This is a genomic window from Sporosarcina sp. FSL K6-1508 (assembly GCF_038007465.1).
Taxonomy (GTDB): Bacteria; Bacillota; Bacilli; order Bacillales_A; family Planococcaceae; genus Sporosarcina; species Sporosarcina psychrophila_B.
Genome location: NZ_JBBOXF010000001.1, coordinates 4,040,063 through 4,056,455 on the forward strand (window position 1 = coordinate 4,040,063; position 16,393 = coordinate 4,056,455).

The 16,393-nt window shown below is 39.5% G+C and carries 14 protein-coding genes, 1 pseudogene and 1 riboswitch; of the genes and pseudogenes, 6 read left to right on the forward strand and 9 right to left on the reverse strand.

All coding sequences use genetic code 11. The features are described 5' to 3' along the window. Positions 1-206: 206 nt before the first annotated feature. The 3 genes from MKZ11_RS20835 to MKZ11_RS20845 form a co-directional block, all read right to left on the reverse strand. Entirely contained in the window at positions 207-740 is a 534-nt protein-coding gene (locus tag MKZ11_RS20835; protein WP_340796266.1) for a hypothetical protein, read from the reverse strand. 9 nt (positions 741-749) lie between these two features. After that, the gene (locus MKZ11_RS20840) at positions 750-1,205 is read right to left on the reverse strand and encodes a tetratricopeptide repeat protein (RefSeq protein WP_340796267.1); all 456 of its coding nucleotides are present in this window, start codon (positions 1,203-1,205) and stop codon (positions 750-752) included. Positions 1,206-1,274: 69 nt separating this feature from the next. Continuing rightward, positions 1,275-2,015: a hypothetical protein gene (locus MKZ11_RS20845; protein WP_340796268.1), complete on the reverse strand. Its 741-nt coding sequence runs from the start codon at positions 2,013-2,015 to the stop codon at positions 1,275-1,277. Between the two features lie 246 nt (positions 2,016-2,261). After that, positions 2,262-2,361, forward strand: a riboswitch (purine riboswitch). A 124-nt stretch (positions 2,362-2,485) separates the two neighbouring features. Here MKZ11_RS20845 and MKZ11_RS20850 point away from each other — a divergent pair. Further along, complete coding sequence (locus MKZ11_RS20850) at positions 2,486-3,670, forward strand: MFS transporter (RefSeq protein ID WP_340796269.1); 1,185 nt, start codon at positions 2,486-2,488, stop codon at positions 3,668-3,670. 167 nt (positions 3,671-3,837) lie between these two features. After that, positions 3,838-4,206, forward strand: a pseudogene (locus MKZ11_RS20855) (VOC family protein). Between the two features lie 171 nt (positions 4,207-4,377). On the opposite strand, the gene MKZ11_RS20860 reads toward MKZ11_RS20855, so the two are convergent. Beyond that, positions 4,378-6,045, reverse strand: a complete 1,668-nt coding sequence (locus MKZ11_RS20860; protein ID WP_340796270.1) for a sensor histidine kinase — start codon at positions 6,043-6,045, stop codon at positions 4,378-4,380. A 1-nt stretch (position 6,046) separates the two neighbouring features. Then, positions 6,047-6,745 (reverse strand): response regulator transcription factor, encoded by a 699-nt coding sequence (locus tag MKZ11_RS20865; protein ID WP_340796271.1) that lies wholly within the window; start codon positions 6,743-6,745, stop codon positions 6,047-6,049. 138 nt (positions 6,746-6,883) lie between these two features. Here MKZ11_RS20865 and MKZ11_RS20870 point away from each other — a divergent pair, with 138 nt between their 5' ends. The 3 genes from MKZ11_RS20870 to MKZ11_RS20880 all read left to right on the forward strand — a co-directional run bounded on the left by MKZ11_RS20870 (position 6,884) and on the right by MKZ11_RS20880 (position 9,468). Beyond that, entirely contained in the window at positions 6,884-8,098 is a 1,215-nt protein-coding gene (locus MKZ11_RS20870) for a DUF418 domain-containing protein (RefSeq protein ID WP_340796272.1), read from the forward strand. A 249-nt stretch (positions 8,099-8,347) separates the two neighbouring features. Further along, on the forward strand, positions 8,348-8,827 hold the full coding sequence (locus tag MKZ11_RS20875; protein WP_445327061.1) for a class I SAM-dependent methyltransferase: 480 nt from the start codon (positions 8,348-8,350) through the stop codon (positions 8,825-8,827). Between the two features lie 251 nt (positions 8,828-9,078). Then, on the forward strand, positions 9,079-9,468 hold the full coding sequence (locus MKZ11_RS20880) for an immunoglobulin-like domain-containing protein (RefSeq protein ID WP_340797073.1): 390 nt from the start codon (positions 9,079-9,081) through the stop codon (positions 9,466-9,468). 233 nt (positions 9,469-9,701) lie between these two features. Here the strand turns inward: MKZ11_RS20880 and MKZ11_RS20885 are convergent, their stop codons facing one another. The 3 genes from MKZ11_RS20885 to MKZ11_RS20895 form a co-directional block, all read right to left on the reverse strand. After that, positions 9,702-10,484 carry a YqhG family protein gene (locus tag MKZ11_RS20885; RefSeq protein ID WP_340796274.1) on the reverse strand — a complete coding sequence of 261 codons (783 nt, stop codon included), beginning with the start codon at positions 10,482-10,484 and terminating at the stop codon, positions 9,702-9,704. Positions 10,485-10,760: 276 nt separating this feature from the next. Continuing rightward, positions 10,761-12,293: a DEAD/DEAH box helicase gene (locus tag MKZ11_RS20890; protein WP_340796275.1), complete on the reverse strand. Its 1,533-nt coding sequence runs from the start codon at positions 12,291-12,293 to the stop codon at positions 10,761-10,763. Between the two features lie 170 nt (positions 12,294-12,463). Beyond that, positions 12,464-13,258, reverse strand: a complete 795-nt coding sequence (locus MKZ11_RS20895) for a SurA N-terminal domain-containing protein (protein ID WP_340796276.1) — start codon at positions 13,256-13,258, stop codon at positions 12,464-12,466. A gap of 455 nt (positions 13,259-13,713) precedes the next feature. Here MKZ11_RS20895 and MKZ11_RS20900 point away from each other — a divergent pair, with 455 nt between their 5' ends. After that, positions 13,714-13,935, forward strand: coding sequence for a hypothetical protein (locus MKZ11_RS20900; protein WP_340796277.1), 222 nt, complete (start codon positions 13,714-13,716; stop codon positions 13,933-13,935). A gap of 672 nt (positions 13,936-14,607) precedes the next feature. On the opposite strand, the gene MKZ11_RS20905 is transcribed toward MKZ11_RS20900, so the two are convergent. Then, positions 14,608-16,185 carry a M2 family metallopeptidase gene (locus MKZ11_RS20905; protein ID WP_340796278.1) on the reverse strand — a complete coding sequence of 526 codons (1,578 nt, stop codon included), beginning with the start codon at positions 16,183-16,185 and terminating at the stop codon, positions 14,608-14,610. Positions 16,186-16,393: the final 208 nt, after the last annotated feature.

Genomic DNA, 16,393 nt, shown 5'->3' on the forward strand with positions numbered 1-16,393 from the left:
TTAATTCCTAGTTTTGATAATTTTTAAGCTACATACCAAAAGCTCTAGTAAAGCGCATACACCGTATTCATAGTAAAAGTGTCTTAAATGTAGAGTACTTGTGCGACAAATAGTCACGAAAGTTTCTTGCACAACGTGCTTCAAATTAGTGTCAGATACCAGGTTCCCGACACTATTTGAACACGTGCTGTCACCATCGCTTTTCATTAATCTTTATCTTCGGTTAAATCTGAAATGAAAAAGGGTTCGATGCCAGTTTCTATAAAGAAACTCTTCATGGAAGGTCGTTCAATTGCAGTATTCGGCTGTAAAACCTCTTGCCTAAGACGCGCACACCATGCTGTGTCCAATTCTGGAAAACTTTCTTCATACGTCAACGTTCTTTCTTCTTCAATATGAATGAAAAACCATATAATGAACGCGTACATTACGGGAAAATCTCGCTGAATAGCCTGTTGTTGTGTTACAAAGGCCTTCATATAATGATGAAGCTCATGCCACTGCCACTCGTCAAAAGCACCATCGAACTTTCTTAAATGCTGGGGAGTAAATGAAAAACAACTCCCAGAATGCCATGTACCAAGCATCATCGTAAAAGCCATCAACGCACTTTTACGCACTTCCCTGTCTTTATCATCCATATATAAATCGTAACGGGCGTACTCGCCAACTTTGCCTGTATCAAAATAACCCACACCGACACCCGTTATAATGTCTTTTACTTTTTCTATAATCGACATTCGACACCCCTATCTTTGCACATAATGCATGAGCTCCTTCCTGTACTTCGCGATTTCTTTGCTCGGCTTCGGATCCAGTAATAACTGCATAAGATCGACTATCGCTTGCTTTGGATTTCCTAACTTATAGTGTGCAATTGTTGACATCGCGCGGAAAGCTTCTGAATCACCATATTCACAAATTCCTTTATCCAAGATACGTTCAGCTTGCTTATACTGATGCAGTTCAAAATAATTACAGGCAAGATCCATATAGGCTTTTTTCAATAATTCTTTTGACAACCCTTGTTCGATTGCTTGCTTATAATTATCGATTGCCTGCTGTGCATGTGCTTGAATGCTATAATTCCACGCACACTCAAAATAGATACGACTATCTTTCAATTCAATACTTTCCAGTAATGCAGTAGATCCGGCGATATCACCCTCACGCCGCATTTCAATTGCTTGTTGCAACCTTTCCAATGTTAAAGCCCCCCTTAGATCTATATAAAAGTACTCAGTAAGCAACCTCTTTCAAAGGATAGGTTAACTCTATTCCACATTACCTTTTGCTTCATTCACAATTTGCTTTAAATACCCTTTTGGAATGGGCTCTGTTAATGGAAAGTGTCGTGTAAATGTCTGATCTTTTGTCGTAATGATTTCAAGCAGTAATTCATCGTGCGAGCTAAGTTTATATGGCCCGTTAATAAGAACTTCGGTAGATTGTCCTTTTGTTAAAACTAATGGCAACTTAGCATCTTCAAAAGAAATCGTCGCGACGCTATCATAGTGGCCAATCGTATCAATTATGACATCTTCGGGTGCTGTAAATGTATATTGGAGTTCTTCATTTTTCTTCGTTACCTCAACCGCCTCATCTTTCAATAAAAGCACGAGTATTGTCGCAATCGGTGAATAGGATTCAAACGAAATTTCTGCGGAGACGGCACGGCCTTTCAGAGATAGAAAATATGCAAGTTGATCGTCTGTCAGTTCAACGGCATCTTCTCGCAACTCATAGCCATCTTGTTTTTCCAGTACTTGTGTATATTCCGTTTCACCATCCCAATTTCCATTCGTACGTGGCGGATAAAAACCTTTTGTACCGTATGCAATTTCCATTACGTATGTATTATCGGTATTCTCAACTATATAGGAGACTGCCAGCGTTTTTGCGGCCTCGTCAAATTGGACAGACATCACAATTGGCTCTTCCAAATGTGCTTTGGGCCAGACAAAATACGCTCCTACTGCTAAAATTAGCACTAAAGTCAAAATCCACTTTTTCACTTCATTACCTCCGCGCCTGTATTATTTTAAAACTTCAGATTCCGTGATTCGTCAACTGAAATTGATAAACAGAATGCTTATTAATTTTACTCTATCATAACTATTGGTAAAAGGCCCCAAGTTATAAAACTGTTTAGAATTACTTTACAGGCTGGAGCAAATTTACTAAAACAAGCGGCTTGGTTGTTGATTGATTATTATTAGGGCTTGATAAACCTTTAACGGCATGGTAAATTGAAAATGGAAAATTTCATACGGAAATCAATATGTATAACCTCAATAATATGGTTTGAGGGTCTCTACCAGGAACCGTTAAATCCTGATTACAAAAGTGCTACTCACTTTGTAATCGGGATTTTTTTATTTCAAAAAATCTATTAACGGGTACATTGATAGCATTTTCCTGAATGGAAAAATAGAAAAGTTGAACGAAAGAATTCATTCATTCAACATATATAGGAGGAAATAAAATGGATTTCAGAGTTTTTATACTTGCGGCATCTACAATTACAGTAGGGCTCGTTGAATTGATTGTGGGAGGGATATTACCGATTATCGCGGACGACTTAGACGTCACAATTGGAACCGCAGGGCAGCTTATTACGGTTTTCGCTCTTGTTTATGCAATTGCTGGACCTGTTCTTTTATCACTTACCGCAAAAGTCGAGCGAAAAAAACTGTATCTGATTACGTTATCCGTATTTTTCGTCGGAAATATAATGACTTACTTCAGCCCTACATTTTCATTTCTCATGATCGCGAGGATTATTACTTCGATGAGTGCAGCTTTGGTTATTGTTCTTTCCCTGACCATAACAGCAAGGATTGTAGATGCTCCACGTCGGGCAAAAGCATTGGGCTACATATACATGGGCATTAGTTCGTCCCTCGTATTGGGCGTTCCTTTAGGAATCATCATTACAGATTCATTTGGATGGCGCGCTGTCTTTTTAGGAATTGCCATTCTTTCAATTGGATCCTTCATTCTAATTTCTGTATTTCTTGAAAAGATTCCAGCGGGAGAAGTACAACCACTTTCTGCACAAATTAAAGCGCTTGGCAATAAAAAAATTATTTTTGCCCACTTGGCCACCATGTTCATGTTAGCCGGGCATTACACTGTTTACGCATATTTCACACCTTTTTTAGAAACAAATTTACAGTTGAGTCAGTATTGGATCAGTATTTGTTATTTCCTTTTTGGGATTGCTGCTGTGGGTGGCGGAGCTTTCGGGGGAGAACTTGCGAATCGAATCGGTTCTACGAAAAGCATCTTAACCATCCTTGGTGCATTCGCCGTTATCCTATTTGTACTGCCTTATTCGACATTTTCTTTTCCAGTATTTATTGTTGTAATGATGATTTGGGGAGCATTAAGTTGGAGCCTTGCCCCTCCTCAACAGGATTATATTATTCAAACAGACCCGATTTCATCTGATATCCATCAGAGTTTCAATAACTCCGCTTTACAGCTTGGAATTGCATTGGGTTCAGGAATTGGTGGTGTCGCGTTGGGACATACCGGATCAGTTACCAGCACGGCAACGATTGGATCTGCAGTTGTAGTCATCGCCTTTATATGCGCTGTCATTTCACTTTCCATGTCACCGCGTACGGCATCGAGCCTCCAAACAAACGAACCCGATTGCAAATAAGAGGGGTATTTCAAAAAAGCCCAGTTGCTAATTGAATGGCCAATCAGTAAAAGGTGCCAGGTTATAAAAAAATTCATCGTTGTTTTATAACCTGTATCAGAACACTATAGTGTTCTGATACAGGGAAGCCTATACTATAGATACAACGTTCAAAGGAGAGATGAGCAATGACTACATTCCTGACAGGTATTGATCACATCCAAATTGCAGCGCCAGCTGGTTCCGATGAAGCCGCAAGACGATTTTACGGTGAGTTGCTCGGTATGGAAGAAATTCCGAAACCGGAAAACTTATAAGCCCGTAGCGGCTGTTGGTTCCTTTGTGGTCCTCAAGAAGTTCATATTCGTATCCAAAACGACTTCACTCCAGCTATAAAAGCGCATCCTGGGTTTACAGTGAATGCGCTAGAACATTTAAAATCACGATTGCAAAAAGCCAATTACACAATTAGCGAAGAACCGCCAATCGACGGACGTTACCGATTTTTCACCCATGACCCGTTTGGTAATCGAATTGAGTTTTTAGAGTTTGAATGAATTCCACGAAGAAGGGCGCACCCATATTATGATAACTCGAATGACAGTCGTTTATGGGCGAATTAGGAATTTCCGCCCAACCATACACAAAATAAAATCGCCAAGAAATTGTATTTCCTCTTGGCGTTTGCTACATAAACAAGGATTCAATCACGCTTCATTATTTTATTTTTAAACCCTTAGCAATGAAATTGTAATCGTCGTACCCTCATGATTTGAATCCGCCTGTATCCTACCACCATGCGCTTCAACAAGCTGTTTGGCAATTGTCATGCCTAGCCCGGTTCCACTGCCATCCGCAGTCGTATTTGTCCCGCGGTAATAACGGTCAAACAAGTTTTCCAATACATCCGCCGACATTCCCACACCCTCATCTCGCACTTGCAGTAATACCTCATTAGCATCTGAAATCACATTCATATGGATTGGTGTCTGTACCGGATTATGCTTCACTGCATTCCCAATCACATTATCCAACACCCGTCCGAAACGCTTCAGATCAATGGAGACGTAAATAGATTCCCTCTGCTTCTGGATATGGAGTTCTTCCAAGCTATTTCGTTCAACATATCCCCTTACATATCCTCCAAGTTCAACACGTTCCTTTTCAAGTACCACGCCGTCACTTTTCAACTGATACGTATAGGTCAGATCATTGATAAGATCATCCATATAGCCCGCTTTCTCTTGCATAACTAATGCAAACTTCTGTACTTCTTCGCTTGTCCATTCATGGTCTGACCCAAGCATAACCGAATAGCCATAAATCGAACTAAGCGGCGTTTTCAAATCATGCGAAAGCCCCGTCACCCAATCCTCTCTCAGCTGCTCCGTCTTTTTCAACTTCCATTCATTCGCTTCCAAGCTGTTAGCTAGCGCAATCAGAGACTGATCGACATCATCATACATCCGATATTTTCGTTTCAACCTGCCATCCTTCGCATTCCGCAATTTCTTGTCTGCTAACAGCGTATAATCTTTTTTCGACAACCGCTCAATTCGTCTTAAAAAATAAAACACAGGTCTTCCTAATCGACGTCCAATCCACAAAGAGAAGCCTGCTATGAACAGCAGCAGAACACCATGAAAAATTGCAAAACCAATCAGCATTCTCATGATAAAGTCATTAAATAGTGTATCAAACTGGGTATAATAGCGATTTGGTATTCGAACAACAGCAGTTGTCCCATCATCCAACTGTATCGACGTTATCATTTCTTGATGTTCAGTAAGTCTCCTAGAGTTCGCTAACAAATTTACACCAGTCAAAGGAACACCTTCACTGTTTATGGAATCGATGACATTGCCCTCTCTATCATAAAGCTCAAAAATCGCATTATGTTCTTCAAGTAGCCTCTTGCCATCTTCACCAAGCTGGGGAAACATTTCTGTATTTTGAATGCCCACCATAACCCGGTCACTTTCCGTACTTTCCGTGAATAGCAGGTAAATTTCGTCTTCGACCGACCAGATGTGAGAACGTTTATCTCCCGACATTGCTATCAAATCCGAAAAACTGTATGGAACAGGACCTGTTATTAATTCCGAAGATGACAACAGGACATTTCCTTGTTCATCAATCAATTCCAACGACCCACCACTCCGCTGCGCAATCTCTTTTAGGTAAGCTGAAAATGAATAATCCCCTTCTTTATTCATATCAATATGAGACTCAATGTCATTCGTAGTAGCCTCCCTAATATCTCCATACGTTGAAAATCCGGTCACTATTTCTGCAAATATATATACAAGCATCAGAAGAGATACAACACCAAGCATCGCATAGAACACAAAGAAATAACCTGCGAATCGAAGGGTCATTTTTCCTGATAACTTCATGTCATTCTCCCTTCCCTTGAAGTTTGTAGCCAATGCCACGGACAGTCTTCAAAAACTCTGGACGGCTTGGATCTACCTCAATCTTTTCTCTCAATCGACGGATATGAACCATAATCGTATTATCATCTATGAAACTGTCCTCGCCCCATACCTTTTCATAAAGCTGTTCTTTTGACAGCACTTGACCCGGATGATTACAAAACAGTTCCAACAAGTGAAATTGCTTGCCCGGAAGCGTCATCGTTTTACCATTCACAAACAATTCGGCGGCAATCGGATCAAAACGGAAATGACCAAAGTCATAAGGGTCTTGCTGTATTTCTGTCGTTGCCATATAGCGACTTGTTTGCACTTTTACACGTGCAGCCAATTCCATCGGGTTAAACGGTTTCGTTATATAATCATCCGCTCCATGCATGAAACCTCTCAATTTATCAGCGTCGGATGATTTGGCTGTCAGGAAGAAAATTGGTGCGGCAGATACATGACGAATTTTTTGTGCCAACTCAAGACCCGTTCCATCTGGTAACATAATATCGAGAATGTGTAGGTCATACAGTTTTTTAGAGATAAGCTCATCCGCTTCCTTATAGGTCTCACAAACATCAATATCGCTAAACCCTTCCTTGCGTAAAATAATATCAAGCATATCCCCAATCGCCTGTTCATCATCCACAACAAGTATTTTTGCCTGTTCCACTAAATTCCCTCCAAATTTAAGGTCCCGTTAAGGTTCCTTTCATTTCCATATAAGCTTCTTCCATTATACTAACAAATGAAGGAGGTATTTAGTACGGTCAACCATCGTTGTCAGACAAAAGTATTGGGGGAATAAAAATTGCAACCACAACGAATTCACTTAATTGATGGAATGCGAGGATTGAGCTTATTCGGGATTTTACTAGCAAACTTGCTTATTTTTCAATATGGAATCTATGGGAAAGATTCGATTTCAATCCCTTCACTATCATCAGTAGATACGGGGACTTATCAGTTTCTAAAAATATTTATCGAAAGCAGTTTCATGCCGATTTTCACATTTCTTTTCGGGTACTCCATGATTAAAATGGCGGAAGGAATAGAGAGAAACGGTGCAAAAGTGAAGCGCCACCTTGTTCGACGTTTTATATTGTTAGCGGCAATTGGTCTTCTGCACAGCAGTTTCCTATGGGAGGGAGATATTTTATTCCTCTATGGAATGATGGGCTTTTTCCTTCTACTGTTTTTAAATCGCAAAAAGAAGACACTACTGATTTGGGGCATAATCCTTTTCGTACTCTCAAGCGCGCTTACATATGGACAATTAGAAGAACCCATCGAAGATTTGGAACGAATGGCAACATATATTACAAACACAAATGATGTGTATGCGAATGGGACGTATACGGAAATCATGACACACCGAATCAATGAAGATCCGCTAAACATATCTGGATTAGAAGTCGCGTTCATGCTTTTATTTGCGCCACTTGCTTTAGCTCCACTATTTTTATTTGGCATGTACGCAGCAAGAGCAAATCATTTTTCAAACCCAACATCCGAACGTAACAGATACAAAATCGGCATGGCTATCCTTTTACCTTTGGGACTTTTACTAAAAAGTGTAGGGACACTCGCAGCAGAAAATGACTGGACCTACGTCTTCCTCAGCATCGGTGGACCATTGCTCGCACTAGGCTATATTTCTGCATTTGCTTACGCCTATACCCGGTTTTCCAAATTCATCATGATGAACGCTTTCGAAAATGTTGGCAAATTATCATTAACGAATTACCTGCTTCAAACCGTCATCTGTACATCCATTTTTTATGGCTACGGTCTCGGGCAATTTGGAAAACTCGGTGTCCTGAACAGTATTGTAATCGGACTCGTCATTTTCTCTGTCCAATGTGTTCTCAGCCATTGGTATCTAAAACATTTCCGCCGTGGACCACTCGAATTCATTCTACGCATGTGGACAAACTTTTCGTGGAGTGGACGTGTGAAAGTCAAAAACAAACAGTCCAGTTACCCACCTGTGGATAACCAACAACCAGGTTTTACAGGACAATAAGTTGTCCACGGATTAAAAAATATTGAAGTATACACAAACCGGAGCAAAGCTTATATTAGCCTTGCTCCGGTTTGTGTATAGTCAATAGAAAAAAAGGATTACAATCATCTTTGTATTATAATGGCAACATTCTTAATAAAAGTACATATCACTGAAAAAGCACGTCTATTCTAATGTGATTCTAGAGTGTTTAGTAGCAATCCAATCAAGAATAAACCTAACCCTTTGAAAGTGTTACAAAAAGGAAATTTGATACCTCTACGTATTGTATACAGCACAATAGAACTACTACATTCAGGAAGATCTCTTGAACTTGGATGTGGACTCGGTAGAAACGCTATTTACTTAATGCAAAAAGGTTGTACAGACGATGCAGTAGATCTATCGGAACAATCACTACAATGGGCAGCTGAACGAGCGAAAGAAAACAATCTAACTGTAAACCTCATTCATAAAAATATTTTTGATATGAAAGTTAAAGTTGAAACATACGATATCGTCTACGACTCAGGCTGTTTTCATCATATAGCTTCTCACAGAAGAATGGATTATGTACATTTGGTGCAAAAGGCTTTAAAGCCAGGTGGTTACTTTGCCATTACTTGTTTTGTTCAAGGCGGAGAATTAGGCGGCGCAGACATATCAGATGAGGTTTTTGGTATGGTAGGATTATGGACTACTTTATTTAGAAAAAAATGTGATTCTTGTACAAAAACATTAACCACTTGAAGTTAGAATGGACGTAGTTTGTGGCAAGTACAATGTTATCTTACTTGCCCATTCCCAAATGCTATAATTGATTGTATTACGAATACGTCAGATAACTTAAAAAGATTTATGGGAGTGGTTTTAATAATGAAAAAAACAGCAGTTTTATTATATCCAGAGTTTAGTGAATACGAGCTCACAACTGCACTATCGATATTGATGGCTTATCACTAACTTTTGTTGAAAATTATTTCGTTGGGACACCGGCTGTCATCAAAACCAGTGTCCAAAATGACAGTGCGTCCAACTACCGATTGGTCAAATTTTATCATATAGATGTCATGAAAGATAACCAGTGGTACATCATCACCTATTTAGATGCCGTGTTCTTGGAGAATCCGGCTTTCATAGATTTTGGAAGCATGTTTGTAGCTGGTGGTGAAGCGCATCAGGAATTTTTCGTTGTCGCACTTGGTGTCATACTTATCCCAGGGAATTATCGTCTTGTGAAAACATTTCTCTCAAAAGAAGAGCCCATGCATGAACAATCTGTCGCTGTCCCTTTCACCGGGGAAGGAACAAAGCGAATGGGCCTTGTTCCGGTTTATTGTTACGACAATGATAGGAGCGCGAATGAGTGCACCTTCTTGCTTTTGGTCTAATCGTTCCACAAATGAGCAGAACACTTTCTTCTAACATCTCCACAAATGGGTGGAAACTTCGGTTTTTCATCTCATAGCTCCACGAATGGGTGGAGATTCTAACTTTTCGTCTGGCAACTCCACGAATGGGCGGGGCTGCTTTCTTTAGTAAAAGGTGCCAGGTTATAAAACAATTCAGCGTTGTTTTATAACCTGGCACCTAACACTAGATAAGCCTTACCTATATGACAAATTCATTTCAGATAAAATAATCCACCATTTACAATTTCGATTTTAATTCTAGTCTCGTATTGTTCTTCCATTGCTTGTTTCTCCATCTCGTAGCATTCCGGTTTATTTTCTACCCCTTCATAGAAGTGTTCTAATACTTCCTTATCCTTTTCCCATCTCATTTTTGCTTCTTTAGCCCATGTGTGATCGTCTTGCTGTATGTTATTTTCAATTACCGCATCTAATCGCTCTAGGGCTCGAATAGGCTTTATAATATACGGCAAATTAAATGTATTTTCTGGCATGGTTCTGTCCAAATCAACTTCGCTTAACGATTCCTGAAACCCATTTAGTTGTTCGCCTGTCATTAAATTAATGCCCAAAGAATAAAGAATTTCTTTCGTTTGATCACTGTAATATGACACTTTATAATTAACTCCTAACCAAGGGGTTAATATCGTTTGCGATTCATGTTTATTTACTACCCGCTCATACATCTGGACAAATGAGCCTAGCTCTTTAGTTACTTGGAACAATTGACTAAGCCGAGGGGAACCTATATGGACAACTTCCCCTTTAATGTCTTCAACAAGCTTATTTTTATCCGTGATAAAAGTGAGTTGTGCTGGACACGGCACACCATCTGTACTCTCCAAGTACTTCCAATAAAATGGTCGGTTCATAATCTTCTTATCCATTTCAATCGTTAATTGAACGTTGATGTAGTGGTCATGATCATTTAAAATTTGGCACTCGTTTTCTTTAAAAAATTGTAGTAAATAACCATGGATTTGTTGTGGGTGCATGTGAATCCTCCTTTGAGTACCCTTGCTACATATGTTCGATCATTGAATGTCTATATGAATTGAGCGAAGGCGCCTCTAGAGGGGGAGGAGGACACTGAAAAAGTATGATTTCCTTCAATCCCGTTGATTTCCATTCCGAGCAGACGCTTTCCACTACAATCAACTAGTTCTTACTAAAAAAGAACTTTTTCAGTAGCTTCAGGCGGAGCGGAAGGAATCCCCTATCGCCGAAACAGATTCGATGGAATCTTTTATTTCAACCTACATAATTTCTCCTCAAATAGTCTTTTTGAATGCAGATAAAATATCATCCAACTCACCCACCACTTTTTCAAAGACCCCAATTTTAACATAGAGCAAATCCAATATATGGTCTTCAATTGTATTCTGAATGGCTAAATTATAAATATGAACGTCATGTTCCTGCCCCAACCGGTGGACACGCCCAATTCGTTGCTCCAACTTCATGGGATTCCAAGGTAAATCAAAGTTGATGACATGGTGACAAAATTGTAGGTTTATCCCTTCACTGCCGGATTCCGTCGCAATCAGCACCTGTGCTTTTTCTTTAAACAGTTGTTTCATCCACTCTCGTTTACTTTTGCTGAATTGCCCATTAAAAAGGACGCTTGTGATTCCTTTTGATTGTAAATACCACTGCAAATAGGTTTGGCTCGCACGATATTCGGTAAAGAGAATAACCTTACCGTTTGCCTGAGTTATAATTTCATAAGCCTTTTCCGCTTTCGAGTTAATGTCCAGTACCATTAACTTTTGAATAATACCTTCCAGATAAGCGACGTCTTCAGGCCGTGTGCATTTTTCAAGCATTTTAGTTAAGGTTAAGGCTGTAGCTTCCTTACTGCTACACATTTCTCTTTGTAAAGTAAGCATAGAAAAAGCATCCGAAAAAACAGGAGAAACATTTTTCAGTTCTGAAATCATATCGTAGACTTCTCTTTCCTCTGCCGTAAAATCGATGGGTATAATTTGGACACGGCGATTTGTCCATTCAATTCCAGTATCCCGTCTTCGATTTCTAACCATTACTTGATTAACCAATTCCTTCAAATAATCATCTCCTTCCACATTGTGCTTACTCGCAGAAAACGATGATTGAAACGTTTCGTAATTGCCCAAGTGTCCCGGTTTCAGTAAAGAAATTAGATAAAATAGTTCAAACACATCGTTTTGTATAGGTGTGGCAGTTAACAACAAACAAAACTTTTTCTTTAAATTTTGTGCGAACTCGTAGTTTTTCGTTTTATGGTTCTTTAATTTGTGCGCCTCGTCAATGATAATTAAATCAAAATCTTGGTTATAGATGTTTTCTTTGTGCGGACTTCTTTTTGCCATATCCATACTCATGACGACAATCGTAAGATGGTTTAAATCGTAATTTTTTTTATACTGTATGGCCGGAATATGAAATTTTTGATTCAATTCTTCAATCCATTGACCAACAAGAGAAGCTGGGACTAAAATAAGCGCTTTTTTCACAAGGCCTCTGATTAAATATTCCTTTAAGATCAAACCCGCTTCAATGGTTTTACCGAGCCCCACTTCGTCCGCAAGAATCGCTTTTCCATTCATTCTTTCAATGACCGTTTCCGCCACTTCCAATTGATGGGCAAGAGGCGTTAGATTAGGTAAATATTTAGGGGATTGAAGACCGCGGAAATCTGTAATTAGGTTCTTTTTTTCGATCTCATAACTCATCGTATATAATGTCCAATTGTCCCATGCTTCACGGTTCTCCAATCGTTCGATAAAACCTTCTTTCCATTCAGACGACCTTTCAATTATCATAAACATCACCTCATTCTACTGTTTCTTTCTTGTTAGATTGTCCAAAAATGAAGTTCCTATGTTAAGATCATTGGATTTAGCAGTAAACCATGACTTTGTTAAAAAATACAAAAAGACATGAAACGCTTAACCGCGATGGTCAAGCATTCCATGTCTCTCACTTATTTCAGTTAAATTTTCAATTCAATCTTAGCAGCTGCTTTAAGCTCTTCAACATGTGCAGCAAGTAGTTTTTGCTGTTGCTCTTGTTTAATGATTCCTTCGATGTCCTTACTTACTTCTTCTAAAGGAGGCAGCTCTTGACCAGAATCTTTTGATGTAGCTGCAACTTGATCGTAGTATTCTTTAATTTCTTTCTCCGTTACTTTACCTGCTGGCGCTACTTTATCCAGGTACTTATCAAATACGATGGAGTCGGCAATTTGTTCTTTCAGTGCTTTTACATCCATACTTTGGCTTTTGAGCGCTTTCTTCATTGCTTTTTCGCCACCAAATTGCTTTTCAAGTAATGAATACTCTTCATCAATTTCAGTTGTAGCTGCTTTTAATTTCGCTTCATTTGCTTTTTGAAGAATCAGTGTCTGGTTTACAAGCGTATCAAGTGTTTGCGCTTTTACTTGTTCAGTTGCTTCTTCGCTCGATGGATCTTGTCCCATTTGTTGCATTTGACCTTGGATTGATGATAATGCTGCGTTATATTCCACGCCTTTAAGTTCTTCATCATTTACAACAGCTACTATTTTGTTCTTGTCCACTTGCTGTTTCGCAAGTTTCTCTTGCATCTCTTTTACAGCTTTTTCTTGATCTTTAGTGGCTTCTTGATCCTTAGTAGCTTCTTGCTTTGTTTCTTCTTGTGGTGCTTCGTCCTTTGCGTCTTTTGCCGCTTTATCTTCTTCACTGCAAGCAGCTAAACTTAATGCTAGCGCCCCTGCTATAAACGGAAGTAATACTTTTTTAAATTTCATATCATGTAAACCCCTTTCAAATCTGTCGCCCTTTATTTCTTGAGCTTAGATTGTATCTTAACGAATATTAGTCAAAAGTTAAACCCATATCCCTCCATGACATCAAATTGTCACCTGGATGTAAATTAACAAACAACATAATCACCTATTGGGCGCGCACTTAACGGAATATAAAAACAGGGTTATTATAGGAACAGATGAGGTACAGTTTATACTTTCATTGTAGAGTGATTAATCCCATGGATATCCTTATCTATTTAAATTATGGAGGTACCGGATACTTTTCACTAACAGAAACCTTGGTTTCTAAAATGCTTTTAGATGTCTTTGGAAATATTCCTGCATATAATTGAGATTTGTCGATGGTCTGAAACTCCATCGTATCAATAGCCGCCTAAATAAAACCTCTCTTCCAGAGAGGTCCCAGTTTCACAATTTACATATAGAAACGTTTAATGTTAATCATTTCCCTGCTCAATGCACTCCGGAAAATTACTTTATATGTATTTTGGCAAGTTGGGCTTTTAGCTGAAGCAAAAAGCGAAGTAATAGAAAGGATTATTGATTTTTTAAAAAAGATTAATTTTACACCAATTCAAGATAGACGAAAAGTTGAACAAACTGCCGTAGTAAGAAAATACATTATAGAATTATTACACTACATACTCGGCACTTAACAAATGGAAAATAAGTGAGTTTTTCATGATTATTACAAGAAAGTGGTTTCCAATACCGCTTCGTCGCTTGGTGATGGCCTCCCGTAATGAGCCCGTCAAAAGATCCCTGGGGAGGGATTGAAATGCATCCCTCCATAGTCTCATTACTCCAGCTCACACTTGTCGCTCCTTCGCAGGATTCATTCGTCGTACAAGGAGATTATTACAGTTTCCATTAAGTTCTAAATTAATAGTGACGAGTATATAGCATTGCCATTAATAAAAATTATCATTGGGTACCCATATGATTCCGAATACAATGAGAACCTGACATCCAAAAATGAAAAAGCATCTATGTGATTAACCCATAGATACTTTTCATCCCCCAAAGGGATCCCCGACTCCACCCTCACTGCTTTCTCAAAGTAGTACATGGTAGTTACATTTACAATCTATTTGTATTCATGTCACAGTACTGGTCTTCAGTTGTAACGGGGCATTCGAACCGTTTGGTATAGCCCCACTACCGACCATTGAGTCCAACGCCCCCAATTAGCAGCTTTTCTCCTTCTTGCATCTTCACATAGAAAGTGATTCTTTTTTGAGAATCCCCTCATGCAATCAATGCCTCTGCAAGCATCATCAACAGTCCTTCCTTTTCCGAATAATGAACAGTTAATTAGACACTCTCGCTTATGTCGTCATAAATTGATCAATAAAATACTGTGGATTAAGTTTTTCGCCCGTCGCTTTTTTAATCTTTTCATTCCAAGGATAGAGCGCGCCTGGTTTGAAATACGCATCCACCAAATAGTTGCCCACTTCTGGGGCGAACAGGTCGGTCGAAATGTTTTTCTCGATATAGGTTTGCAATTGCGAAGTCGTCAATTCGCCCATTAGATAGTTTTGATAGTAAACCGGAACTAATGTAAAATGGATTTTCGCTGCCCAATGCGGGTAGTCAATACCTTCCGGGGGGTTCACAAATTGGACATCCTTTACGATCTTCCACCATAGCTGGTTCAAGTCCTGATCGGGGTTTTCATATAATTCACGCTCGAAGAAAGTGAATGCCATAATCCAGCGCCCTGCAATGAGCATTTGCCGACGCAACGATTTCGCAATGAGCGGCGTCAATTCTTCCACTTGGGATGTAGTTAACCCTAAAAACTGCTGCAGCCAAGCAGGATTTTTACCGAATCGGCCATAGAGCATCGCAATCGCTTCCGTCGTCAACGTATGTGCCGCCGTTCGCAATAGGAAAGGTAGTTGTGGATCGACATATTTAAAATAAACTGCATGACCAAACTCATGCAACATTGTGACTGACCAATAATCAGACGGTATATTGTTGCATAGCACACGGACATCGCCTTCACGGTCGATATCCGTGCAGAACGCATGTTGATTTTTCTTATCACGAGGATATAAGTCGCTTTTCTCTAGCATGTCCGTAATATCCATGCCCATGGCCTTGAACGTTTCAATCGTCAGTACCTCAAGATCTTTCCCATCATAAAACGGATCTAGATCCAACTCCTTTAACGGTGGTGCCTCCTGGAAAAATGGATCGGCATAATGCCATGGACGAAGCTCTTCAATTGATATGCCAAAACGCTCAGCCAATTCGCCGTCCATTTCTTGTTTCATTTCACGAAATGGCTCATCAGAAAGTTCCTTGAGCTTGTGGAATATCGAGAAAACTTCATCCCGATCCAACTCCTGTAACTCGAAACTCATTTGATGGTAATTCGTGTACCCCAACGCGTGCGCAATCTCATTCCGCTTTTTCACAAGAATCAATAGCTTCTCTTGCACTTCTTTCCCAATCTGTTTGCTGGCATGCCATGCCTTTTCACGTGCCTTCAAATCATTGCTCTTTATTAAAATTTGCCGGACATCATTTTCCGAAACTGATTTTCCGTCAATTGTGGCACGGTATGTATTGAAAATACCAATCAATTCTGTCGAAAGTCTCACCATTTCCTTTAAATCTTTCTCGGGAATCTGATTCGCAACCATGCCATTATGCAAGCCTTCCAGCTGCCGTCTTTGAATGGCGGTCAAATCATCTTGTGCGAGATACGTTTTCACTTTCTGAAACCGCTCCGGATCCGCAAAATATAAATCATAAGCCGTCTCCGCCTCGGCTGTTTTTTGATTCCATTCATCTTCCCCTGTCGTCGCCGCCATCCAAGAAGTTTCAGTGTTGGCGATATGCAATTCCTTGATGACATTATTTTGTTCTTCTAAAAACTGTTCAACTGTCATTTTTTCTCCCCCTTAATTCAAGCGTTCTTCACTATATTCCACATGTCGTGGCGAAAGTCCTTCGAGTTCGATACGATCCATCAAAAATTAAAATGGTACCAGCGTCTAACATAATTCCGGATTATGTTAGACGCTGGTACCGTAGATTATAGTTAGGTGATACATAGCAAAACAAAAGATTCTACATCTAAACCCCAACGTTGAACTA